The sequence below is a fragment of the Pseudomonas sp. HB05 genome, assembly GCF_016756915.1.
In the GTDB taxonomy this organism is placed as follows: Bacteria; Pseudomonadota; Gammaproteobacteria; order Pseudomonadales; family Pseudomonadaceae; genus Aquipseudomonas; species Aquipseudomonas alvandae.
In genome coordinates, this window is the sequence record NZ_JAESPG010000036.1 from 1 (window position 1) to 22,592 (window position 22,592).

General features: G+C 61.2%; 20 protein-coding genes and 1 pseudogene. 13 read left to right on the forward strand and 8 right to left on the reverse strand.

Features of this window, described 5'->3' with window-relative positions; all coding sequences use genetic code 11:
- The first annotated feature begins 307 nt into the window (after positions 1–307).
- The 6 genes from JMN22_RS23695 to JMN22_RS23720 all read left to right on the forward strand — a co-directional run bounded on the left by JMN22_RS23695 (position 308) and on the right by JMN22_RS23720 (position 5,579).
- On the forward strand, positions 308–2,494 hold the full coding sequence (locus tag JMN22_RS23695; protein ID WP_198797962.1) for a GAF domain-containing hybrid sensor histidine kinase/response regulator: 2,187 nt from the start codon (positions 308–310) through the stop codon (positions 2,492–2,494).
- 649 nt (positions 2,495–3,143) lie between these two features.
- Entirely contained in the window at positions 3,144–3,554 is a 411-nt protein-coding gene (locus JMN22_RS23700; protein WP_030137786.1) for a hypothetical protein, read from the forward strand.
- A 12-nt stretch (positions 3,555–3,566) separates the two neighbouring features.
- Complete coding sequence (locus JMN22_RS23705; protein WP_033864399.1) at positions 3,567–3,851, forward strand: hypothetical protein; 285 nt, start codon at positions 3,567–3,569, stop codon at positions 3,849–3,851.
- Between the two features lie 39 nt (positions 3,852–3,890).
- Positions 3,891–4,094, forward strand: a complete 204-nt coding sequence (locus JMN22_RS23710) for a hypothetical protein (RefSeq protein ID WP_198797963.1) — start codon at positions 3,891–3,893, stop codon at positions 4,092–4,094.
- 90 nt (positions 4,095–4,184) lie between these two features.
- Positions 4,185–4,556, forward strand: a complete 372-nt coding sequence (locus tag JMN22_RS23715; RefSeq protein WP_030137788.1) for a hypothetical protein — start codon at positions 4,185–4,187, stop codon at positions 4,554–4,556.
- A 327-nt stretch (positions 4,557–4,883) separates the two neighbouring features.
- A complete protein-coding gene (locus tag JMN22_RS23720; protein WP_030137789.1) occupies positions 4,884–5,579 on the forward strand; it encodes an HAD-IA family hydrolase in 696 nt (231 codons plus the stop codon).
- Positions 5,580–5,648: 69 nt separating this feature from the next.
- Here JMN22_RS23720 and JMN22_RS23725 read toward each other — a convergent pair whose 3' ends face one another.
- Positions 5,649–6,395, reverse strand: coding sequence for a 3-oxoacyl-ACP reductase family protein (locus JMN22_RS23725; RefSeq protein WP_030137790.1), 747 nt, complete (start codon positions 6,393–6,395; stop codon positions 5,649–5,651).
- A 125-nt stretch (positions 6,396–6,520) separates the two neighbouring features.
- Here JMN22_RS23725 and JMN22_RS23730 point away from each other — a divergent pair, with 125 nt between their 5' ends.
- Positions 6,521–7,444, forward strand: coding sequence for a LysR family transcriptional regulator (locus tag JMN22_RS23730; protein ID WP_198797964.1), 924 nt, complete (start codon positions 6,521–6,523; stop codon positions 7,442–7,444).
- Between the two features lie 132 nt (positions 7,445–7,576).
- On the opposite strand, the gene JMN22_RS23735 is transcribed toward JMN22_RS23730, so the two are convergent.
- The 3 genes and pseudogenes from JMN22_RS23735 to JMN22_RS23745 form a co-directional block, all read right to left on the reverse strand.
- Positions 7,577–8,320, reverse strand: a complete 744-nt coding sequence (locus tag JMN22_RS23735) for an aspartate/glutamate racemase family protein (RefSeq protein WP_202335010.1) — start codon at positions 8,318–8,320, stop codon at positions 7,577–7,579.
- Between the two features lie 62 nt (positions 8,321–8,382).
- Positions 8,383–8,634 (reverse strand): annotated as a pseudogene (locus JMN22_RS23740) (NCS1 family nucleobase:cation symporter-1); the annotation flags it as partial.
- Positions 8,635–8,801: 167 nt separating this feature from the next.
- Positions 8,802–9,545 (reverse strand): phosphoadenylyl-sulfate reductase, encoded by a 744-nt coding sequence (locus JMN22_RS23745; protein ID WP_198797966.1) that lies wholly within the window; start codon positions 9,543–9,545, stop codon positions 8,802–8,804.
- 174 nt (positions 9,546–9,719) lie between these two features.
- Here JMN22_RS23745 and thrH point away from each other — a divergent pair, with 174 nt between their 5' ends.
- Positions 9,720–10,337: a bifunctional phosphoserine phosphatase/homoserine phosphotransferase ThrH gene (gene thrH / locus JMN22_RS23750; RefSeq protein ID WP_198797967.1), complete on the forward strand. Its 618-nt coding sequence runs from the start codon at positions 9,720–9,722 to the stop codon at positions 10,335–10,337.
- A 127-nt stretch (positions 10,338–10,464) separates the two neighbouring features.
- On the opposite strand, the gene pabB is transcribed toward thrH, so the two are convergent.
- From pabB to rloA, 4 genes are all read right to left on the reverse strand, one after another.
- Entirely contained in the window at positions 10,465–11,808 is a 1,344-nt protein-coding gene (gene pabB / locus JMN22_RS23755; RefSeq protein ID WP_198797968.1) for an aminodeoxychorismate synthase component I, read from the reverse strand.
- 286 nt (positions 11,809–12,094) lie between these two features.
- Complete coding sequence (locus JMN22_RS23760) at positions 12,095–13,081, reverse strand: alpha-L-glutamate ligase-like protein (protein WP_030137797.1); 987 nt, start codon at positions 13,079–13,081, stop codon at positions 12,095–12,097.
- Positions 13,081–14,613: an osmotic stress tolerance membrane protein RloB gene (gene rloB, locus JMN22_RS23765; protein WP_030137798.1), complete on the reverse strand. Its 1,533-nt coding sequence runs from the start codon at positions 14,611–14,613 to the stop codon at positions 13,081–13,083. The genes JMN22_RS23760 and rloB overlap by 1 nt, the downstream gene beginning before the upstream one ends.
- 5 nt (positions 14,614–14,618) lie before the next feature.
- Positions 14,619–15,155: a retropepsin-like aspartic peptidase RloA gene (rloA, locus tag JMN22_RS23770; protein ID WP_198797969.1), complete on the reverse strand. Its 537-nt coding sequence runs from the start codon at positions 15,153–15,155 to the stop codon at positions 14,619–14,621.
- Positions 15,156–15,434: 279 nt separating this feature from the next.
- On the opposite strand from rloA, the gene JMN22_RS23775 reads away from it, so the two are divergent.
- The 5 genes from JMN22_RS23775 (at position 15,435) to prpF (ending at position 22,230) form a co-directional block, all read left to right on the forward strand.
- Positions 15,435–16,148, forward strand: a complete 714-nt coding sequence (locus JMN22_RS23775; RefSeq protein ID WP_030137800.1) for a GntR family transcriptional regulator — start codon at positions 15,435–15,437, stop codon at positions 16,146–16,148.
- Positions 16,145–17,029, forward strand: a complete 885-nt coding sequence (prpB, locus tag JMN22_RS23780; RefSeq protein ID WP_030137801.1) for a methylisocitrate lyase — start codon at positions 16,145–16,147, stop codon at positions 17,027–17,029. The genes JMN22_RS23775 and prpB overlap by 4 nt, the downstream gene beginning before the upstream one ends.
- A 41-nt stretch (positions 17,030–17,070) precedes the next feature.
- Entirely contained in the window at positions 17,071–18,198 is a 1,128-nt protein-coding gene (gene prpC, locus JMN22_RS23785; protein ID WP_030137802.1) for a bifunctional 2-methylcitrate synthase/citrate synthase, read from the forward strand.
- Between the two features lie 197 nt (positions 18,199–18,395).
- Positions 18,396–20,987: a Fe/S-dependent 2-methylisocitrate dehydratase AcnD gene (gene acnD, locus JMN22_RS23790; RefSeq protein WP_198797970.1), complete on the forward strand. Its 2,592-nt coding sequence runs from the start codon at positions 18,396–18,398 to the stop codon at positions 20,985–20,987.
- Between the two features lie 52 nt (positions 20,988–21,039).
- The gene (gene prpF / locus JMN22_RS23795) at positions 21,040–22,230 is read left to right on the forward strand and encodes a 2-methylaconitate cis-trans isomerase PrpF (RefSeq protein ID WP_198797971.1); all 1,191 of its coding nucleotides are present in this window, start codon (positions 21,040–21,042) and stop codon (positions 22,228–22,230) included.
- Positions 22,231–22,592: the final 362 nt, after the last annotated feature.

Genomic DNA, 22,592 nt, shown 5'->3' on the forward strand with positions numbered 1-22,592 from the left:
CTGAACCCCTGTGGCGAGGGAGCTTGCTCCCGCTTGAGTGCGAAGCGCTCACAAAAGGGGCCGCTACGCAGCCCAGCGGGAGCAAGCTCCCTCGCCACGACTTCAGCTACAACATGGCTGTTCCCTATCACACACAGGACGTTGCCGCAGTCCTTCCACCCATTTTTACCCATGCCGGTTAAATGCGGCCTGGCACTTCCCCCAGATCCGATCGCGAATTCCAACTAAGCTCGGGATAATACGCGTTGGCTTGAGGTCACAAGCGTTCCCCCTCCATTGTTTTTGGCGGCTGAGAAGGATCGAACGCATGACAGATTGGCTCCAGAGCTATGGAGAAATGGCTGAACGGGTGCGACGCCATGATTGGGAAGGCACCCCGCTGGGGCTGCCTGAACAATGGCCCGATGTGCTGAAGACGACGGTGGCGCTGAGCATGGCCTCGCATTTTCCCCAGGCGATCGTGTGGGGGCCGGACTTGATCACGTTGTACAACGATGCGTTCCTGCCCATTCTCGGAAGCAAGCCCGAGGCGTTGGGGCGGCCATTCAATCAGGTCTGGCGGGAGGTCTGGAGCGATATTGGCCCGATCGTACAGGCGGCTTTCGACGGGCAAGCGACCTATATCGAGAATTTCCCCTTGATCATCGAGCGGGGCGGCGGCCCGGAGCCGGCATATTTCACGTTTTGCTACAGCCCCATTCGGGATCAGTTCGGTAAGGTCGTGGGCATGCTCGATACGGTTACCGAGACCACTTCCACGGTGCTCATGACCCAACGCCTGGCCGTGCTCGATGCCATCGGCAGCGCCGTGGCGAATGCCACGGACCCGCAAGCCATCATGGCGACCACTGCGCGGATCCTCGCGGCGCATCTCAACCTGTCCAACTGCGCCTATGCGGACATGGACGAGGACGAGGACGGCTTCACGATCCGCGGCGATTGGGCCAGGGCCGGGTCGCCTAGTATCGTTGGGCATTACCGGTTGGCGGATTTCGGTCGGCTGGCGGTCAACAACCTTCGAGCCGGCAAGCCCTTGGTGATCAACGACAACCTGGCGGAGCTGGCGCCGGAGGAGGCGGCGTTCCAGTCCATCGGTATTGCGGCCACCATTTGCGTCCCGTTGATCAAAGACGGACGTCTTACCGCCCTGATGGCCATCCACGATAAAACCCCCAGGACCTGGACTTCGAACGAGCTGGCCTTGCTGATTGAAGTCAGGGAGCGATGCTGGGCCCATATCGAGCGTGCCCGAGCCGACGCCGCGGTGCGTGAAGGCCTGGCGGCCCTGGCTGAACTGAATTCGACGCTGGAACAACGCGTCGAGGAGCGCACCACACGGCTCAAACAGACCGAAGCGGCGCTGCGTCAATCGCAGAAGCTCGAAGCCATCGGACAGCTGACCGGCGGGGTGGCCCACGATTTCAACAACCTGCTGACGATCATCCGTTCTTCAGTGGACTTCCTGCGCTTGCCCAACCTGTCTGACGAGCGCCGACAACGCTATATGACGGCTGTCTCCGAAACTGTGGAGCGGGCTTCCAAGCTGACCAGCCAGTTGCTTGCGTTTGCCCGGCGCCAGCCGCTGAAGCCGGAAGTCATCGACGTCGGCAAGCAAGTGCAGAGCCTGGGCGACATGCTGCAAACCGTCACGGGGGCGCGGATCCAGGTCATCGTCGAATTGGGCGATCGACCTTGTTACATCCGTGCCGACTTGAGCCAGTTTGAAACGGCGCTGATCAACATGGCCCTCAACGCCCGGGACGCGATGAATGGCCAGGGCACGCTGTGGCTTCGGCTCACATGCGGTAATGGCATGCCGCCGATCCGCGGCCATGCCGGCGCAGGGCAGCACTTCGCGGCCATCGCCCTGGAGGACACCGGCACAGGCATATCGCCGCAGGATCTCGAGCACATCTTCGAGCCATTCTTCACCACCAAGGAGGTGGGGAAGGGAACAGGCCTGGGATTGTCCCAGGTGTTTGGCTTTGCCAAGCAATCGGGCGGCAACGTTGACGTTTCGACCGTGCTTGGCGAGGGAACCGTCTTCACCCTGTACCTGCCGGAGGTCGAGCATGAGACAAGGCATGAGCCGATAAAGGAAGAGATCCCCTCACTGGTGTTGGAGCAGGGCAAGCGTCGGGTACTGGTCGTTGAAGACAATCTGGAGGTCGGGCGCTTTGCCAACCAGATTCTTCAAGACCTTGGCTATGAAACGGCCTGGGCAACCAACGCCGAAGAGGCGTTGGAAATGGTCGGCGTGGATGCGATGGCCTTCGACGCGATATTTTCCGACGTGGTCATGCCGGGCATCAGTGGTATCGCCCTGGCTCGGGAGCTGCGTCGGCGTCGCCCGGATCTGCCGGTGGTGCTGACTTCCGGGTACAGCGAGGAGCTGGCCCTCAGTGGGCATGAGGGGTTCGAATTTCTTTCCAAACCTTACTCGGCCGACCAGGTTTCCCGGGTGTTGAGCCGGACGATGCTGGGCGTCGAGTGAGTGTTTCCTTTTTGAAACAGTGGGTTCCATTCGTCGGCGAAGGCTTTGGTGAATGTGCGGTCCGTTGATGACCAGCTAGTCTCACTTTCGTGAGGGCCAATATTTTCAGGCAATCGGTTGTTGCCGGTATCGGCCTTGGCAAAAAGGGGAAAGACGATGGGAGCACCGTACAGCGAGGAGAACGGAGCCGCGTACCCGATCAACGAAGGTTTGCAGTGTGGTCAGGCCGCTTATCGATCGGACTTTGGCGACGAGCCAATCAAGTCCATCAGGACGAAGGTGTCCAAAGTGCAGCGAGGGGAAAAAGCCAAGTTTTTACCCAGGATTCCGCTCAGGAAATAATGCAAGCGCAGCCCCGTCACCGAACGGGGCTTTTTTTCGGACTTGGGAAAAGCGGAGTTTTGTAAATATTTTTAATCTTTTTCCTACAGACAATTGCTTTCACGTTTCTTTCACACTCGAGTAAGTAGTCTGAGCTCATCCGTTAGAAAGCAGTACCTGCCCGTTTCCCCAGCGGGCTTTTTTTTGCCTGTTATAAAACTACCGTTGCGTTTGTGGTCCAACCGTCAAGGCTGACGCGGTTTGGCGTACACTCGCGCCCGCGCGCACCGACTCTATTTCCCGATGCGGCATTCTTGAGGTTTCTATCATGCGTTTGACTTTGTCCACCTTGGTGCTTGGGCTTGTGGTCGCTCAGGGCGCGATGGCCGCTGGCGACGGTACCGCAGCGGTTGGCGGTGGTCTTGGCGGTGTCTTGGGTAATGTGGTCGGCCAGCAAATGGGTGGCAGCACCGGCGCCGCGATTGGCGCCGGTGTGGGTGGCGCCGCCGGCAGTGCGGTGGGCGCTCGCAAGGGCAGCCGTACGGAAGCGGCCATTGGTGGCGGGCTGGGTTCGGCCGGTGGTTCGATCGTTGGCAACCGCTTGGGCGGTTCGACGGGCTCTACCATTGGTGCGGGCATCGGCGGGGCGGCGGGTGGTGCCTTGGGCAGCAACCTGTCCAATGATGGTGATGGGCATTCGGGTGGCAAGAAGCATAAGCACAAGAGAAAACACCGCTAAGCGCATGCATGCATGAACAAACCCGGCCTTGTGCCGGGTTTGTTCTTATTGGGCATTTCCCCGGAACGTTTAACGCTCCACCTCCTCGAATCCATACACCCACTTGCGATTGCGAGGTATGCCATGACGCCGGAAACCGAAGGAAAGGAAGAAAAAGGCCCCTCGGGCGTGCCCTTCATCAACGATCCGGGTGTCAACGACCCGGGCAATGAAGACCCCGGCTCGCTAATGGACGACGCCCAGGTTCCCTTGATCGAAGATGAAGACGCGGAGCTTGAGGACGAGTCCTACAAGTAATCGCGCTTGTTCCTGAAACGGCATCACCAGGAGGCCATCATGTCAGCTGATTCGCCTGTTCCCGACGACGATGAAACCCCGGAATACCCGCTGCCTTCGCCCACCGATTCGCTGAGTCGCGATCAGCGACCACCCGATGACGATAGCGGCATCGAGCAAGTCCCAAGCGACGATCAGGACGTCGAGGCGACGCCGGACGACCCGGATATCGCGGGCGACGATGCGTCCGGCAAGCCAAGCTGACCCTCACCCCCCCGTCCGTCGATTTTGCGGCACCATCGGCGCGCCATGATTGCCAGACATCAGGTAGTTATCTTGAAAAGGAGACTTACCATGATGAAGACAAACGTCACGGCCCTGGCGCTGGCCGGGATTCTTTCGGCCAGCGCAGGGACGGCTTTCGCACAATCCTCGGACGGCGCGCCGGTCGACAAGGGAGGCATGCCGCCTTCGACCCAGATGGACGCCGGTTCCACCACCGATGCCAGTGGCAATGCGTTGCCGCCAGGTTCGGTGAGTGGAGGAAATGGCGGCGATGCCAGCGGTAGCAGCACCAGCCCCGGCACCGGAAGCGGCTCGACCAGCGGTGGTAGTTCGATGGGCGGCGATTCTTCCAGTGGAGGTGGAACCGGTACCAGTGGCAGCGGTGGCAGCTCGGGCGGCAGTGGCTCGGGGTCGAGCGGCTCCGGCAGCTCGGGTCAATAACCGCTGCATCGTCATCCAAACCGATTCCGCTTTTGTGGCGAGGGAGCTTGCTCCCGCTGGGGTGCGTAGGAGCTGTCGAGTGCAACGAGGCTGCGATCTTTCCAAAGACACTTGAATCTCAAGCGAAAGATCAAAAGATCGCAGGCTTCGCCAGCTCCTACAGAACCGAGCGGGAGCAAGCTCCCTCGCCACAAACCCGTCCATGGATTTCCCATTGCCGGTTCCAAGCCTCCTTCGCTATTCTGCTGAATCCTTTAAGGCGAACACGCTACGCTGGCCGCACCTGAGCCATCCCTGGAATGTTGTGTTGATAACGGATCAGATGCGATGAATGCACCACTGAAAAAGTTTGGCCCCATCAAGGCTGTGATTTTCGACATGGATGGCTTGTTGCTCGATACCGAGGGCATCTACACCGAGGTGACCTCCATTATCGCCGAGCGCTACGGGCGCACGTTCGATTGGAGCGTCAAGCAGAACATCATCGGGCGTGGGGCCACGGATCTGGCCAATTACGTCGTCCAGGCGCTGGAGTTGCCGATCACCCCTCAAGAATTCCTGATCATCCGCGAGCCCCTGATGCGCGAGCGTTTTCCCCACGCCATGGGCATGCCTGGCGCCGAGGAGCTGGTGCGGCATCTGAAGGCCCACGACATTCCGATTGCGGTGGGAACCAGTTCGTCGAGCCCTACCTTTGCGCTGAAAACCACGTTGCACCGGGACTGGTTCGCGTTGTTCGATTGCATCGTGACGGCGGATGATCCAGAAGTCGGGGCGGCTAAACCGGCGCCCGATATCTTCCTCACCGCCGCCCGGCGCCTGGGTGTCGAGCCTCGCGACTGCCTGGTATTCGAAGATTCACCGTTCGGCGTGACTGCTGCGAAAGCCGCTGGCATGACCGCCATCGCCATTCCGGATTCGGCCATGGCGGACGAAAAATACGCCCACGCCGACGGGATCATTCGCTCCTTGAGGATGTTCCAGCCAAGCCTGTGCGGTTTGCCGGAATTGGAGTGGGCATGACAACCGCTTCGACATAATGGAAAAAGCCGGTCAGGGTCCAGCCCTGACCGGCTTTTTTACGAGTTGATGTCAGGCGCCAAAACCACCGTCGATGGTCAGGCTGGCCCCGGTGATGTATGCCGCTTCAGGGCCTGCCAGATAAGCGACGAAGCTGGCAATTTCTTCCACCGTGCCGTAACGACCGACTGCCATGAGGTCCATCAGGCTGGAGGCGAAGTCGCTGTTGGCCGGGTTCATGTCGGTGTCCACCGGGCCGGGCTGCACGTTGTTGACGGTGATGCCGCGCGGGCCGAGGTCACGGGCCAGGCCTTTGGTCAGCCCCACCAGCGCAGATTTACTCATGGCGTACGCGGCGCCGCCGGCGAAGGGCATGCGGTCGGCGTTGGTGCTGCCGATGTTGATGACCCGACCGCCCTCGGTCATGTGCCGCGCGGCGGCCTGGGTGGCAACGAACACGCTGCGCACGTTGATCGCCAGGGTCTGGTCGAAATCTTCGAGTTTGAATTCTTCCAGTGGCCCCATGGCCAGCACGCCAGCATTGTTGACCAGGATGTCCAGCCGGCCAAAAGCTTCGACGGTGGCGGTGACGGCGTTACGGACGGCGTCGGCATCAGCGCTGTCGGCCTTGATTGCCAAGGCTTTGCCGCCGGCTGCGGTGATGCTGTTCTGCAGTTCTTCGGATTTTGTACCGGAGCTGACGTAAGTGAACGCTACGGCAGCGCCTTCTGCGGCGAGGCGTTTGACGATGGCGGCGCCGATGCCGCGGGAACCGCCTTGGATCAAGGCGACTTTACCGTTCAGTGCTTGAGTACTCATGTATTTCTCCAAAGGTGCCGGGGCGAAATGCCGCGGTTGATGGGGCGAGTATCAAGACTAGGCTATCGGCTGGGTAGACCTTCGTTGATATAGTCTGTGTAAACCAAAAGTTTATAGTGGGCGCCATGGAGAGTTTCAGCAGTATCGAATGTTTTGTTCGCAGCGCCGAGGTCGGCAGCTTCGCCGAGGCTGCGCGACGCCTGAGCCTGACACCCGCGGCGGTGGGCAAGAGCGTGGCCAAGCTTGAGGCGCGCCTGGGCGTGCGGCTGTTCCAGCGCAGCACTCGCAGCCTGACCTTGACCGAGGCCGGGCAGCTATTCCTGCGAGAAGTAGGCAGCAGTTTCAATACGATCCAGAACGCTGTCGCCAACCTCGCCAGCGCCGGGGGGCAGCCAGCCGGCACGCTGAAGGTGAGCATGGGCACGGCGTTCGGGCGTTTGTTTGTCGTGCCGTTGCTGGGGGAATTCCTGGGACGGTACCCGGCGATCAACCCGGACTGGCATTTCGATAATCGCCAGGTTGACCTGATCGGCCAAGGCTTCGACGCGGCCATTGGCGGCGGTTTCGAACTGCCCCAAGGCGTGGTGGCGCGCAAGTTGACGGTGGCTCATCGCGTGTTGGTTGCATCCCAAGCGTATCTGCAGAGTCACTCCGCCATCTTTGAGCCGCAAGACCTGGCGCCACATCACGGCATTCTGATCCGCTCACCGCAGACTGGGCGGATCCGTTCATGGCAACTGACCAGCCGCAACCGGGAACACAGCCCGTTGACGCTCAAGGCGCAGATGACAATGAGTGACTCGGAAGCCGCTTGCATCACCGCAGCCCAAGGGTTGGGCATCGCCCTGGTGAGCATGCCGTTTGCCGTGTCGTACCTGGACAGCGGCGAGTTGCAACGAGTGCTGCCAGACTGGTATGTCGATGACGGCAACATCTCTATCTATTACGCCGAACACAAACTGCTGCCAGGCAAGACCCGGGCGTTCGTGGATTTCATCATCGAGCGGTTTGCCGAACTGGGGTTGGCCAAGCGGTTCAGTGCGGTTTGAGTTGGGCGCTGGATTGAGTTGGCTCCAATCGCGAGCAAGCTCGCTCCCACAGGATTTTGCAATAAACACACTTTGTGTGGACGCTGGAAATCCATGTGGGAGCGAGCTTGCTCGCGCTTCGGCGCGCCCCCGTCAAAACCAGCAAACACACCGCCCAAAACGCCCCGGCCAGCCAACGATGTTTTTCGGCCGAGGCGTCGCATAAGTCCGCACCTTGGACGTTGACAGCCCCAGCCGCACCAGCGATTCGGCAATCGTCACCGCCGCCGTCACCCCATCGACCACCGGCACGCCGGTGCGCTGGCGGATCTGCTCATCGAGCCCGGCCATGCCGCCGCAGCCCAGGCAGATCACTTCGGCCTTGTCCTGGCTGACCGCCAGTTCGGCTTGCTGCACGATGGCTTCGACGGCCCGTTGCGGGTCTTGCTCCAACTCCAATACCGCCAGGCCGCTGGCCCGCACCGAGGCGCAGCGGTCGAACAGGCCGGACAGCTTGAGCCGGTCTTCGATCAGCGGCACGGTGCGGTCCAGCGTCGTCACCACCGAGTAGGCATGGCCCAGGAACATCGCGGTGCTGGCGCCAGCATCGGTGATGTCCACCACCGGCACATCCAGCAGTTCCTGCAGGCCTTCACGGCCATGTTCGCCATAGCCGGCCTGGATCACCGCGTCGAACGGCTGGTCGTAGGACATCACCCGGTCCATGACCGCAATGGCCGCCAGGTAGCTTTCAAAATTGCCTTCGATGGAATCGGCACCGAAATGCGGCGTGAGCCCGATGATCTCGGTACCCGGCGCGGCCACTGCTTGGGCTTGTCGGGCGATGGTCTGGGTGATGGACTCGGTCGTGTTGACGTTGACCACTAGAATTCGCATGAGCTGTCCTTTTTTAAATGAAATACCAGGCGACCCGCACCGGCCGGGCCGCTTTCCCTGGGTTAATGGCTGACGTTATCCACAGCGATGGACTCGCCGCTGACGTCCTCGTAGTAAGCCTCGCGCTTGGCAATGATCAGGTACAACAGCCCTGCAATCGAAGCGCCAATCAGCCAGGAAAACGGTGAAACGCTGTCGAAACCGGGCACCAGCGCCAGGATAATCGCAATCAGCGCCGCCGGAATGAATGCAGCCACCGCACGCAGGTTGACCCCGTTGCTGTTGCTGTAGAAATACGCGCCGTTTGGGTCCTCGCCAATTGACCGATTAAACAGGTATTTATTTGTCCGGCGGACGCCAGTGGAAGGGGGGACGGTTAGGTGGGAGGGGATGTGTAACTTTTAGGGGCAGGCATATCTAAAACGCACACAAAAATGCCACCTGGGGATGACATTTTTTGTGTACAGGGTTCGTCTGTCGCTTAAACGGTCTTGGACTTGGCGATGATATTCCCGGCATGCAGCCCGCATTCCTTCTGCGTAGCTTCTTCCCACCACCAACGACCTTCGCGCTCGTGCTGGTTCGGCAACACCGGGCGGGTGCAGGGCTCGCAGCCGATGCTGATGAAGCCGCGCTCGTGCAGGCTGTTATAAGGCAGCTCAAGCATGCGGATATAACCCCAGACTTCTTCGCTGGTCATCTGCGACAACGGGTTGAATTTGTACAGCGTGCGCTCCGGGGTGGAAAACGCGGTGTCGATTTCCAGTACCGCCACCTGGCTGCGGGTGCCAGGGCTCTGGTCGCGGCGCTGGCCGGTGGCCCAGGCGCGAACGTCGGTCAGCTTGCGTCGCAACGGCTCGATCTTGCGGATGCCACAGCATTCGCCATGACCGTCCTTGTAGAAGCTGAACAAGCCTTTTTCCTTCACGAAAGGGTCCAGTTTCGTATGGTCGGGCGAGATCAGCTCGATGTCGATCTTGTAGTGCTCGCGCACCTGATCGATAAAACGATAGGTTTCCGGGTGCAGGCGACCGGTGTCGAGGCTGAATACCTTGACGTTCTTGTTCAGTTTCCAGGCCATGTCCACCAGCACCACGTCTTCGGCGCCACTGAACGATATCCACAGCTCGTCGCCGAACTCGGCGAAGGCCAGCTTGAGGATGTCCTGCGGGGACTTGTTGGCATAGGTCGTGGCGAATTCCACGACGTCGAACGATGGGCTCATCAGGGCGGTTTCCTACAGGTCGGTGGCGCTGGGCGCTCTATAGGGGGCTGATGGTAACAAAAGCTGCCGGGACTGGCGCGTTCCTGTGCGTTGCGCGGGCTTCGACGAATGGCTAGAGTCGGCAGGCCTTTTGTTCGCTCAACCGATAAACATCAGAAAAAATGGGAGTGTCTTGTGGAAATTGCCTGTCTCGACCTGGAAGGTGTGCTGGTCCCGGAGATCTGGATCGCCTTCGCTGAAAAAACCGGGATTGAATCCCTCAGGGCAACCACTCGGGACATCCCCGACTACGACGTGCTGATGAAGCAACGGTTGCGCATCCTTGATGAACACGGGCTCAAGCTCTCCGACATCCAGGAAGTCATCGCCACCCTCAAGCCGCTGGACGGCGCCATCGAATTCGTCGACTGGCTGCGCGAGCGGTTCCAGGTGGTGATTCTGTCCGACACGTTCTACGAATTTTCCCAGCCATTGATGCGCCAGTTGGGTTTCCCGACATTGCTTTGCCATCGTTTGATCACCGATGACGGCGGGCGAGTGACCGGCTACCAGTTGCGTCAGAAAGATCCGAAGCGCCAGTCGGTCCTGGCCTTCAAAAGCCTGTATTACCGAGTGATCGCGGCGGGGGATTCCTACAATGACACCACGATGCTGGGCGAAGCCGACGCCGGGATCCTGTTCCATGCGCCTGAAAACGTGATCCGCGAATTCCCGCAATTCCCGGCAGTGCATACCTTTACCGAGTTGAAGCAGGAATTCATCAAGGCCTCGAACCGCTCCCTGAGCCTGTAAACACACAACCTGTGGGAGCGAGCTTGCTCGCGATAGCGCTGGATCAGTCGGCTCAAGGGCAACTGACCCAACGCAATCGCGCGCACTCAAGCTCCCACAGGGTTGTGTGTCAGGCCGAGGGGATTGTTCAGAGATTCTGCAAGGTTTCGAGCAACACCCGAACCTTGGTCATCGATTCCTGATACTCCGCCTCCCAATCCGAATCCGCGACAATCCCCCCGCCGCCCCAGCAGCACACTTGCCCGTCCTTGACCAGCAAACTGCGGATGGCGATTGAGCTGTCCATTTCCCCGCGCACGTCCAGGTACAACAACGAGCCGCAATATAGCCCGCGTCGGGTCGGTTCGAGTTCGTCGATGATTTGCATGGCGCGGATTTTCGGCGCGCCGGTGATCGAGCCGCCGGGAAAGCTGCCGGCGATCAGGTCCAAGGCATCTTTGCCCTCCGCCAGCTCGCCGGTCACGCTGCTGACCAGGTGGTGCACGTTCGGGTAGCTTTCAAGGCTGAACAGCTCCGGCACCCGCACCGAGCCGACACGGCACGTGCGGCCCAGGTCGTTGCGCAGCAGGTCGACGATCATCAGGTTCTCCGCCCGGTCCTTGGGGCTGGCCAGCAGCTCGGCGGCGTGGGCGGCGTCTTCGTCGGGCTTTGTGCCACGGGGCCGGGTGCCCTTGATCGGACGGGTTTCGACGTGGCCTTCGCTGACCTTGACGAAGCGCTCCGGCGACAGGCTCAACACCGCACCGCCTTCCGGCAGGCTTTGGAAGCCTGAGAACGGCGTCGGACACGCCGTCCGCAACGCCTGATAAGCGGTCCAGGCATCGCCGTGGCATTGGGCGCGGAAGCGCTGGGCAAAGTTGACCTGGTAACAATCGCCGGCCTGGATATACGCCTGGATGCGTTCGAATGCCTGTCGATAGGCGTCGGCGCTGAGGTCGGGTGCCATCGGGCCTGCAAGACTGAATGCGGTGGCAGGCGCTGCGGATGGCCGGCTGAACAGCTCGATCAGTCGTTGGCGTTCACTCTCGCCGCAATGGGGATGGAAGACCAATTGGCTGGTGCCGGCCTGGTGATCGGAGATCAACGCCCAGTCGTACAGGCCGAAACGCGCGTCGGGCAATTGCAGATCATCTTGTGCCTGTGAAGGCAAGGCCTCGAGGTGTCGGCCGAAGTCGTAGCTCAAGTAGCCGATCAAGCCGCCGGCGAAGGGCAATTGCACCGTCGTTGGGAGTTCCGCATGGCCCAGTTGCGCCAGATGCATCCGAAGACGTTGCAGGAAATCGCTGCCAGTTTCGTCAGGCCGTACCGCCAGTTGTTCCAATGGCCAGGCGCTGAGCAGGTCGTAGCGTCCGCGTTCGGCGCTCGGCCGGCCACTGTCGAGCAGGACGCTGCCGGGGGCATGGCGGATCGCCGCGAAATACTCGGCGGGGTTGGCGCGGTAGGGCAATGGGTGTACGGAGCAGGTTGGCATGGGCGGGGTGGGTCAGCCGTTCAGGCGGGGGAGCGATTGTAATCCCCTGTAGGATTTGCTCCTAGGGGGACGTCGGAGATGAGCACGTCTGTGGTTATCGAAGCTACTTGTGGCGAAGCTTTAACTGTGGCGAGGGGATTTATCCCCGCTGGGTTGCGCAGCAACCCCCAAACAGGCAGATGCAGTCAGCCTGGTATACCGAGGTTGGTAAGTTTTAGGGTTGCTTCGCAACCCAGCGGGGATAAATCCCCTCGCCACAAGGTTCGTCATATTCAAGTTGACGGCCTCACCCCTCAACCGGCGGAATATGCCCAAACAACTCCTGGGCAAACGCCACGCGCTCTTCCACGGTTTCGGTCACGCCGCGGGCCTTGAGCTCTTCCAGGTGGGCTTCCACCGCGTGGGTACGCAAGGTCAGGCCGCAGTCGTTGGCGATCTGGATGTTCAGCCCCGGGCGGGCGTTCAGTTCCAGGATCAACGGACCCTTTTCCTGGTCCAGCACCATGTCGACGCCGATGTAGCCCAGCCCGCACAGTTCATAGCAACCGGCGGCCAGTTTCATGAAACCGTCCCAGTAGGGCAGTTGCACGCCATCCACCGCGTTGGTGGTGTCGGGGTGTTTGGTGATGATGTTGTTCAGCCAGGTGCCGCGCAGGGTCAGGCCCGTGGCAAGGTCGACGCCCACGCCGATGGCGCCCTGGTGCAGGTTGGCCTTGCCGCCAGACTGACGGGTTGGCAAGCGCAGCATGGCCATCACCGGATAACCCATCAGCACGATGATGCGGATGTCCGGCACGCCTTCGTAGCTGATGCTCTTGAAGATCTGGTCCGGAGTCACGCGGTACTCGATCAGCGCCCGGTCACGGTGCCCGCCCAAGGAATACAGGCCGGTGAGGATGCTGGAGACGTGGTGCTCGATTTCCTCGTGGCTGATGATCTTGCCCGACACCGTCCGATAGCGGCCTTCGAAGCGGTCGGCGATGACAATGATGCCGTCGCCGCCGGCACCCTGGGCCGGCTTGATCACGAAGTCGGTACGCCCGCCGATGATCTCGTCGAGCTTGTCGATTTCCTTCTCGGTGGAGATCACCCCGTACAGTTCCGGCACATGGATGCCGGCGGCGATGGCCCGTTCCTTGGTGATGATCTTGTCATCGACGATGGGGTACAGGCTGCGCTTGTTGTACTTGAGCACGTAGTCGGCGTTACGCCGGTTGATGCCCATGATGCCCCGGGCCTCGAGGGCCTTCCACGTCTTCCAGAAGCCGAACATCAGGAGTCAGCCTTGAGGAAGGCCTTGAACCGAACCAGCTCGGTCAGGCGGTAGCCGCGATAACGACCCATGGCCAGCATGAAGCCCACCAGGATCAGCAGGATCGCCGGGAAAGTGAACACGAAGTACACCAGCTCCGGCACGCTCATGATCAGATGCGCCAGGGACGCGGCGAACAAAGTGCCGATGGCGACTTTCATCGCATGGCCACCGCCACGTTCTTCCCAGGTGATGGACAGGCGTTCGATGGTCATGGTCAGGATCACCATCGGGAACAGCGCCACCGACAAGCCGCGCTCCAGGCCGAGCTTATGGCTGAACAGGCTGATGGCGGCAATCAGCACTACCACGAAGGTCAGCACCACCGAGAGCCTCGGCAGCATCTGCAGCTTGAGGTGTTCCAGGTAGGAACGCAGCGACAGGCCCAGCGCGGTAATGACCGTGAACAGGATGATGCCGAAGCCCAGTTGCGTCTCGCGGAAGGCCAGGGCGATCAGTACCGGGGTGAACGTACCGAGGGTCTGCAGCCCGATCAGGTTGCGCAGCACCAGGATCACCAGCACGCCGATCGGGATCATCACCATGATCATGAAGGTCTGCTGGGTTTGCAGCGGCAGGCCGTAGAGCGAGTATTCGAGGAAATTGGCGTCGGTGTTCTCGTCCGTCAGCTTGGCCAGGCGAATGGCGTTCATTTCGCTGTTGTTCATGCTGAAGGTGACGGTGGCTTTCTTGCCGCCATCGACGGTGATCAGGTTTTCATCGCCGGTCCACCACAACAGGCGGTCGGTGGGCAGGCCCTGCTCGCCGGTGTCCGGGTTGAAATACAGCCAGTCGGTGCCGTTGAAACTGCGCAGCCACAGCTCGGGCATCTGCGGCTGGTCGGCGACCAGGCGGATGGTGTGGACTTTTTCCACCGGCACGTGGGCGATGGACAGCACGAGCTCGACGATCCGCGCCTTGTTGCTTGAAGACGGATCACCGGCCAGCAACAGCTTGACGTTGTCGTCGTTGAGATTGTTGACCCGCTTGATCGCTTCGCTGATGAACGTCTCGACATCGGCCGAGTGTTGGCGGATCGGCGCGAGCAGGGCTTCGGCGGCCAGTTTCTCGGGGCCTTCGACGGCGATGCTGTCGCGGAACGTCGGGCCCTTGACCTTGGTTTTCTCGGCGCTGTAGCGCTTGGTCAGTACCAGGCGGTAATAAAGGGTCTGGTTGCCCTTGGCGCGACGGGCCGACCACGTCACCTTGCGATTGCCGTCGACCCGGTTCACCGCCACGCCGTAGTTGTTGGAAATGAAACTCTCGTTGAGGCTCACATAGTCGCGGCTCAACGGCGGCACGAACATCTGGATCTTCACCGGATCCTTGGCGTTGGGCACGAACTCGACCTTGGCGTCGATGTTCCACAAATCGTCGGTGGCGTCTTCGGTGACCGGGATGCCGAGCACGAAAATCTGATAGGCCGTTACCGACAGGCCCAGCACCACCAGGATGGCGATCAGCATTTTCAGATGGAGGGTAAGGGAGCGCATTGGAATTACTCTGCGGTATGAGCGGCATTGGCGCAGGCGGGTTTGCCGGCAGCGTATTTGAGACTGGGGTCGACCAGCGCATCGAAACGCTTGAGCGCTTCGGAGCCGATCAGCAACGGGTATTGGAAGGCGCTGCGGTCGGTCAGGTTCACTTCGATGCTGCGCAGGGCAGAGCCCATGCAGATGTCCAGTTCGATGACCGGCCGGGCCGTGTATTTCTTGCCTTCTTCCGGATCGTAGTCACCGGCGCGGCGCTTGATCTTGCTGACACGGGCCAGCGGGCGTTCGATGGGGTGCGAATGGGCGGCGTCGATGGCCAGGTAGAAACGCACCCAGGATTCGCCATTGCGCTTGAAGCGCTTGATGTCGCGGGCGCTGAGGGAGGCGGTCTTGGCGCCGGTGTCGAGCTTGGCGGCGACTTCCAGGTCGATGCCCTGCAGCGCGGCGTATTCGTTGAGGCCGTACACGGTTTTTTCGCCCGCCACGGCAAGCCCCGGCAGGCACATGAAATACAGAACGGCAGAAAAGGGCTTGAGTGTCATAGATCCTGGTGCGCAGCGTTCCGTTTATCGGTTCAGGCCCTGGCATTGCTGCACAAGCTCCCTGGGCAGCCTTCCCTATAAAAGGAGAGCGGCAAATCGCGCGGCATTCTAGCACGGTGGTTTTCTGACGCCACCGTTGCCCGGACGCTGAGCGGCGCCATTCGCCCGGTTATGGCGCAAGCGCTTATTAGACGATTGTCGACAATGTTGATTTTTCTTTTGACGTATGGCGGGTTGTTGGTTAGTTTTTGCCATATTGAATTTCAAGGTGTCGACAATATGCTCGATCAGCTCGAAACACCGCTGATGGCTCAAGACGATTCGGAGACGCTGTCCGAGAACGTCTTCCGGCGTATCCAGGCCGCCATCGTCAAAGGCGAGATCGCTCCAGGCAGCAAGATCTCCGAACCCGAGCTGGCGCGTACCTATGGCATCAGCCGCGGGCCGTTGCGCGAGGCGATCCATCGCCTGGAAGGCCAACGCCTGCTGGTGCGCGTGCCCCACGTCGGCGCTCGGGTGGTTTCGCTCAGTCACGCCGAATTGCTCGAACTGTACGAGATCCGTGAGTCCCTGGAGGGCATGGCTTGCCGTCTGGCGGCAGAGCGCATGACCATCGAGGAAATCGACGAACTGCGCCATGTCCTAGAAACCCATGAACGCGATGCGGCGTTCCAGGCCGGTGTCGGCTATTACCAGCAAGAAGGCGATTTCGACTTTCACTATCGGATCATCCAGGGCAGCGGCAATCGCACCCTGACGCAGATGCTTTGCGGCGAGCTATACCAATTGGTGCGCATGTACCGCATCCAGTTTTCCACCACGCCCAACCGTCCGCGCCAGGCCTTTGCCGAGCACCACCGGATTCTCGACGCCATCGCCGACCGTGACGGCGAACTGGCTGAATTATTGATGCGCCGGCACATCGGCGCTTCCAAACGCAACATCGCGCGTCATTTCCAGGACAGCGCCGCCACTGAACGAGGTGAGTCATGAGCAACAGCACTCCAGGCCAGCGTTTCCGCGATGCGGTCGCCAGCGAGCATCCGCTGCAAGTGGTTGGCACGATCAACGCCAACCACGCGCTGCTGGCCAAGCGCGCCGGTTTCAAGGCGATCTACCTCTCCGGCGGCGGCGTCGCGGCCGGTTCTCTTGGCGTGCCGGACCTGGGCATCACTGGCCTGGATGACGTGTTGACCGATGTGCGTCGTATCACCGATGTCTGCGACCTGCCGCTGCTGGTGGACGTGGACACCGGTTTCGGCTCCTCGGCGTTCAACGTGGCGCGCACGGTCAAGTCGATGATCAAGTTCGGCGCGGCGGCGATTCATATTGAAGACCAGGTCGGCGCCAAGCGTTGCGGCCACCGTCCGAACAAGGAAATCGTCTCGCAGCAGGAAATGGTCGACCGCATCAAGGCCGCCGTCGATGCCCGCACCGATGACAGTTTCGTGATCATGGCGCGCACCGATGCCCTGGCCGTTGAAGGTTTGGAATCGGCGCTTGACCGCGCCGCCGCATGTATCGAGGCCGGTGCCGACATGATTTTCCCCGAGGCCATCACCGAGCTCGAGATGTACAAGCTGTTCGCCAGCCGCGTGAAGGCGCCGATCCTGGCCAACATCACCGAATTCGGCGCGACCCCGCTGTACACCACCGAACAACTGGCCGGTGCCGACGTGTCCCTGGTGCTGTACCCGCTGTCGGCGTTCCGGGCCATGAACAAGGCAGCCGAAAACGTCTACACCGCGATCCGCCGCGACGGCACGCAACAGAACGTCATCGACACCATGCAGACCCGCATGGAGCTTTACGATCGCATCGACTACCACACCTTCGAGCAGAAGCTCGATGCGTTGTTCGCGGCGAAGAAGTAAGGCGCGACTCCCTACAAATTCAAGAAAATGGAGACAGCAACATGGCCGAAGCAAAAGTACTCAGTGGCGCCGGGCTCCGTGGCCAGGTGGCCGGGCAAACCGCATTGTCCACCGTAGGCCAGTCGGGTGCCGGCTTGACCTATCGCGGCTACGACGTTCGCGACCTGGCGGCAGACGCCCAATTTGAAGAAGTGGCGTATCTGCTGCTGTACGGTGAGCTGCCGACCCAGGCCCAACTGGACGCCTACACCGGTAAATTGCGCCAGTTGCGCGATCTGCCTCAAGCCTTGAAAGAAGTGCTGGAGCGCATTCCCGCCGACGCCCACCCGATGGACGTGATGCGCACCGGTTGCTCGTTCCTGGGCAATCTGGAGCCCGAGCAGGATTTCTCCCAACAGCACGACAAGACCGACCGCCTGCTGGCAGCGTTCCCAGCGATCATGTGCTACTGGTATCGCTTCAGCCACGAAGGCCAGCGCATCGAATGCGTGACCGACGAAGTCTCCATCGGCGGCCACTTCCTGTACCTGTTGCACGGCAAGAAACCAAGCGAGTTGCACGTCAAGGTGATGAATGTCTCGCTGATTCTCTACGCCGAGCACGAGTTCAACGCCTCGACTTTCACCGCGCGGGTCTGCGCCTCTACCTTGTCTGACCTGTTCTCCTGCATCACCGCCGCCATCGGCTCGTTGCGCGGCCCGCTGCATGGCGGCGCCAACGAAGCGGCGATGGAAATGATCGAGCGCTTCAGTTCACCGCAGGACGCCATCGAAGGCACCCTCGGCATGCTGGCGCGCAAGGACAAGATCATGGGCTTCGGCCACGCTATCTATAAGGACAACGATCCGCGCAACGAGGTGATCAAGGGCTGGTCGAAAAAGCTCGCCGACGAAGTGGGCGACACGGTGCTGTTCCCGGTCTCCGAAGCCATCGACAAGACCATGTGGGAGCAGAAGAAACTGTTCCCTAACGCCGATTTCTACCATGCCTCGGCGTACCATTTCATGGGCATCCCGACCAAGTTGTTCACGCCGATCTTCGTCTGTTCGCGCCTGACCGGCTGGGCCGCCCACGTGTTCGAACAACGCGCCAACAACCGCATCATCCGACCGAGCGCCGAATACACCGGCGTCGAACAGCGCAAGTTCGTGCCAATCGAACGACGCTGAGCTGGAGGGTTCTAGCCGCCGGAACTGGATACCCCCGAAACCCTGTGGGAGCGAGCTTGCTCGCGCTTGCGTACTGACATTCAACATCCATGTCGACAGATACACCGCTATCGCGAGCAAGCTCGCTCCCACAGTGGTCGGGGGTGCTTCAAGTCCGGCGCCAACCCTCTGAAACCACCGTGACCCGAGTCCTGACGATGAACACAGAATTTCGCAAACCGCTGCCCGGCACTTCGCTGGATTATTTCGACGTTCGTGGCGCAGTGGAGGCCATCCGCCCCGGCGCCTATGACGGCCTGCCGTACACTTCTCGCGTATTGGCGGAAAACCTCGTGCGCCGCTGCGACCCGGCCACGCTGCGTGAATCGCTGCTGCAACTGATCGAGCGCAAGCGCGACCTGGATTTCCCATGGTTCCCGGCGCGGGTGGTGTGCCACGACATTCTCGGCCAGACCGCCCTGGTGGACCTCGCCGGTTTGCGCGACGCCATCGCCCAGCAAGGTGGCGACCCGGCGCAGGTCAACCCGGTGGTGCCGACCCAGCTGATCGTCGACCACTCGCTGGCGGTGGAAAGCGCCGGTTTCGATCCCCAGGCCTTTTCCAAGAACCGCGCCATCGAAGACCGCCGCAACGAAGACCGCTTCCACTTCATCAACTGGACCAAGAAAGCCTTCAAGAACGTTGACGTGATTCCGCCAGGCAACGGGATCATGCACCAGATCAACCTGGAAAAAATGTCGCCGGTGATCCAGCAGCGGGACGGCGTTGCCTTTCCTGACACCTGCGTGGGTACCGACAGCCACACGCCTCACGTCGACGCCCTGGGCGTGATCGCCATTGGTGTCGGTGGCCTGGAAGCCGAAAGCGTCATGCTTGGCCGCGCCTCGTGGATGCGCCTGCCGGAAATCGTCGGCGTCGAACTGACCGGCAAACTGCAACCGGGCATCACCGCCACCGACATGGTGCTGGCGCTGACCGAGTTCCTGCGCAAGCAGAAAGTCGTCGGTGCCTGGCTGGAATTTTTCGGCGAAGGCGCCAGCGCCCTGACCTTGGGCGACCGGGCAACCATCTCCAACATGGCCCCGGAATACGGCGCCACGGCGGCGATGTTCCATATCGATCAGCAGACCATTGATTACCTGAAGCTCACCGGCCGCGAAGACCAGCAAGTGCAGTTGGTCGAGAACTACGCCAAGACCACAGGCTTGTGGGCCGACAGCCTCAAGGGCGCGCAATACGAACGCGGCTTGAGCTTCGACCTGTCCTCGGTGGTGCGCAACATGGCCGGCCCGAGCAACCCGCACGCTCGCGTCGCGGTGTCGGACCTGGCCGCCAAAGGCATCTCCGGCCAGTGGGACGATGTGCCGGGGCAGATGCCCGACGGCGCAGTGATCATCGCCGCCATCACCAGTTGCACCAACACCAGCAACCCGCGCAACGTGATCGCCGCCGGCCTGCTGGCGCGCAACGCCAACCGCCTGGGCCTGACCCGCAAGCCGTGGGTCAAGTCGTCCCTCGCGCCGGGTTCGAAAACCGTGGCGCTGTACCTGGATGAAGCGGGCCTGACGTCCGAGCTCGAAAAGCTGGGCTTCGGCGTTGTCGCGTTTGCCTGCACCACGTGTAACGGCATGTCCGGCGCGCTGGACCCGGTGATCCAACAGGAGATCATTGACCGCGACCTGTACGCCACCGCCGTGTTGTCGGGCAACCGCAACTTCGACGGTCGCATCCATCCGTACGCCAAGCAGGCGTTCCTGGCATCACCGCCGCTGGTGGTCGCTTATGCCATCGCCGGGACCATCCGCTTCGACATCGAGAAGGATGTGCTGGGCGTGGTGGACGGTCGCGAGATTCGTCTCAAGGACATCTGGCCGAGCGACGAAGAAATCGAAGCCGTGGTCAAGGCGTCGGTGAAGCCGGAGCAGTTTCGCCAGGTGTACATCCCGATGTTCGCCATCCAGGAAGACACCGGCCCGAGAGTCACGCCGCTGTACGACTGGCGCCCGCAAAGCACCTACATCCGTCGCCCGCCGTATTGGGAAGGTGCGTTGGCCGGTGCGCGACCGCTCAAGGGCATGCGCCCGCTGGCGGTGCTGCCGGACAACATCACCACCGACCACTTGTCGCCGTCCAACGCCATCATGCTGGACAGCGCCGCCGGGGAATACCTGGCGAAAATGGGCCTGCCGGAGGAGGACTTCAACTCCTACGCGACCCACCGTGGCGATCACCTGACCGCACAACGCGCCACCTTCGCCAACCCGAAACTGTTCAACGAAATGGTCGTCGAGAACGGCAATGTCAAGCAGGGCTCCCTGGCCCGGGTCGAGCCGGAAGGCAAGGTCATGCGCATGTGGGAAGCCATCGAGACCTACATGGAGCGCAAGCAGCCGCTGATCATCATTGCCGGCGCCGACTACGGCCAGGGCTCGTCCCGCGACTGGGCGGCCAAGGGCGTGCGCCTGGCCGGTGTCGAGGCGATCGCTGCCGAAGGCTTCGAGCGCATCCATCGCACCAACCTGGTGGGCATGGGCGTATTGCCGCTGGAGTTCAAGCCCGGCACCGATCGCAAGACCCTGGGCATCGACGGCAGCGAAATCTATGACGTGATCGGCGAGCGCACCCCGCGGGCAACACTGACCCTGGTGATTACCCGCAAGAACGGCGAGCGCGTCGAAGTGCCGGTGACCTGCCGCCTCGATACGGCTGAAGAAGTGTCGATCTACGAAGCCGGGGGCGTGCTGCAACGCTTCGCCCAGGACTTCCTCGAGTCGGCGATCGCCGTTTAAATCGCTTGGGTAGCCGGTTTTCTGGCCGCCATTTTTCAAGGAGTTAGAGCACATGGCTCACTCGCCTCAAATCAAGATCCCCGCGACCTACATGCGTGGCGGCACCAGCAAAGGCGTGTTCTTCAGCCTGCAAGACCTCCCCGAAGCCGCCCGCGTCCCCGGCCCGGCCCGGGATGCCCTGTTGCTTCGGGTGATCGGCAGTCCCGATCCGTACGAAAAGCAGATCGATGGCATGGGCGGCGCGACGTCCAGCACCAGCAAGACGGTGATCCTGTCCAAGAGCACCCGCGCCGACCACGATGTCGATTACCTGTTCGGCCAGGTGTCCATCGACAAGCCGTTCGTGGACTGGAGCGGCAACTGCGGAAACCTGTCGGCGGCGGTAGGGTCGTTTGCCATCAGCAGCGGTCTGGTGGATGCCAGCCGTATTCCGAAGAACGGCGTGGCCGTGGTGCGGATCTGGCAGGCCAACATCGGCAAGACCATCATTGCCCACGTGCCCATCACCGACGGCGCGGTGCAGGAAACCGGTGACTTCGAGCTCGACGGCGTGACGTTTCCGGCGGCTGAAGTGCAGCTGGAATTCATGGACCCGGCGGCCGAGGAGGAGGGTGGTGGCGGCTCGATGTTCCCTACCGGCAATCTGGTGGATGACTTGGAGGTGCCTGGTGTCGGCACTTTGAAGGCGACGCTGATCAACGCCGGGATCCCGACGATTTTCATCAATGCTCGTGATGTGGGCTACACCGGCACCGAACTGCAGGGCGCTATCAATGGCGATCCCAAGGCGTTGGCGATGTTCGAAACCATCCGCGCACATGGCGCCTTGCGGATGGGCTTGATCAAGCACTTGGACGAAGCCGCGCAGCGCCAGCACACCCCGAAAGTCGCGTTTGTCGCGCCGCCGGCGGATTACCTCTCGTCCAGCGGAAAAGCCGTGGCGGCTGGCGACGTCGATTTGCTGGTGCGGGCGTTGTCCATGGGCAAGCTGCACCACGCCATGATGGGCACCGCAGCGGTGGCCATCGGCACGGCCGCAGCGATCTCCGGCACGCTGGTAAACCTGGCAGCCGGCGGTATCGAACGCAACGCCGTGCGTTTCGGCCACCCGTCCGGCACCCTGCGCGTCGGCGCCGAGGCCAGCCAGGTCAATGGAGAATGGACCGTGAAAAAAGCCATCATGAGCCGCAGTGCGCGGGTGTTGATGGAAGGGTTCGTGCGGGTGCCGGGGGATGTGTTCTAACGCGTACTTCAGGAGTAACACAAAACCTGTGGGAGCGAGCCTGCTCGCGATGGCGGTGTATCAGTCGACGCCAATGTTGAATGTGCCGATCCTTTCGCGAGCAAGCCCGCTCCCACATTGGATTTGTGGTGAACACAGAATCTTCGAACATCCACGATCAAACCTGTGGGAGCGAGCTTGAACTGGTCAAGTAATCCCGGACACCGATTACGGTGTTTATGCCGCTTTTTGCTCCATGGCTATTGGCGACAGGTAGTTGTTGTAGCTGTGGAGCCTAGTGCGGTTGTAGTACATGAAGAAACGCACCATGTCCGTTTTTGCCTCCTCGATCAGGCCGTAGCCGTTGCGAGGTACCCACTCTG

What these genes read in the sequence shown, in the direction of transcription:
- JMN22_RS23695 (WP_198797962.1), top strand. Translation starts at nt 308, where the DNA reads ATGACAGATTGGCTCCAGAGCTATGGAGAAATGGCTGAACGGGTGCGA.
- JMN22_RS23700 (WP_030137786.1), top strand. Translation starts at nt 3,144, where the DNA reads ATGCGTTTGACTTTGTCCACCTTGGTGCTTGGGCTTGTGGTCGCTCAG.
- JMN22_RS23705 (WP_033864399.1), top strand. Translation starts at nt 3,567, where the DNA reads ATGAACAAACCCGGCCTTGTGCCGGGTTTGTTCTTATTGGGCATTTCC.
- JMN22_RS23710 (WP_198797963.1), top strand. Translation starts at nt 3,891, where the DNA reads ATGTCAGCTGATTCGCCTGTTCCCGACGACGATGAAACCCCGGAATAC.
- JMN22_RS23715 (WP_030137788.1), top strand. Translation starts at nt 4,185, where the DNA reads ATGATGAAGACAAACGTCACGGCCCTGGCGCTGGCCGGGATTCTTTCG.
- JMN22_RS23720 (WP_030137789.1), top strand. Translation starts at nt 4,884, where the DNA reads ATGAATGCACCACTGAAAAAGTTTGGCCCCATCAAGGCTGTGATTTTC.
- JMN22_RS23725 (WP_030137790.1), bottom strand. Translation starts at nt 6,395, where the DNA reads ATGAGTACTCAAGCACTGAACGGTAAAGTCGCCTTGATCCAAGGCGGT.
- JMN22_RS23730 (WP_198797964.1), top strand. Translation starts at nt 6,521, where the DNA reads ATGGAGAGTTTCAGCAGTATCGAATGTTTTGTTCGCAGCGCCGAGGTC.
- JMN22_RS23735 (WP_202335010.1), bottom strand. Translation starts at nt 8,320, where the DNA reads ATGCGAATTCTAGTGGTCAACGTCAACACGACCGAGTCCATCACCCAG.
- JMN22_RS23745 (WP_198797966.1), bottom strand. Translation starts at nt 9,545, where the DNA reads ATGAGCCCATCGTTCGACGTCGTGGAATTCGCCACGACCTATGCCAAC.
- pabB (WP_198797968.1), bottom strand. Translation starts at nt 11,808, where the DNA reads ATGCCAACCTGCTCCGTACACCCATTGCCCTACCGCGCCAACCCCGCC.
- JMN22_RS23760 (WP_030137797.1), bottom strand. Translation starts at nt 13,081, where the DNA reads ATGTTCGGCTTCTGGAAGACGTGGAAGGCCCTCGAGGCCCGGGGCATC.
- rloB (WP_030137798.1), bottom strand. Translation starts at nt 14,613, where the DNA reads ATGCGCTCCCTTACCCTCCATCTGAAAATGCTGATCGCCATCCTGGTG.
- rloA (WP_198797969.1), bottom strand. Translation starts at nt 15,155, where the DNA reads ATGACACTCAAGCCCTTTTCTGCCGTTCTGTATTTCATGTGCCTGCCG.
- JMN22_RS23775 (WP_030137800.1), top strand. Translation starts at nt 15,435, where the DNA reads ATGCTCGATCAGCTCGAAACACCGCTGATGGCTCAAGACGATTCGGAG.
- prpB (WP_030137801.1), top strand. Translation starts at nt 16,145, where the DNA reads ATGAGCAACAGCACTCCAGGCCAGCGTTTCCGCGATGCGGTCGCCAGC.
- prpC (WP_030137802.1), top strand. Translation starts at nt 17,071, where the DNA reads ATGGCCGAAGCAAAAGTACTCAGTGGCGCCGGGCTCCGTGGCCAGGTG.
- acnD (WP_198797970.1), top strand. Translation starts at nt 18,396, where the DNA reads ATGAACACAGAATTTCGCAAACCGCTGCCCGGCACTTCGCTGGATTAT.
- prpF (WP_198797971.1), top strand. Translation starts at nt 21,040, where the DNA reads ATGGCTCACTCGCCTCAAATCAAGATCCCCGCGACCTACATGCGTGGC.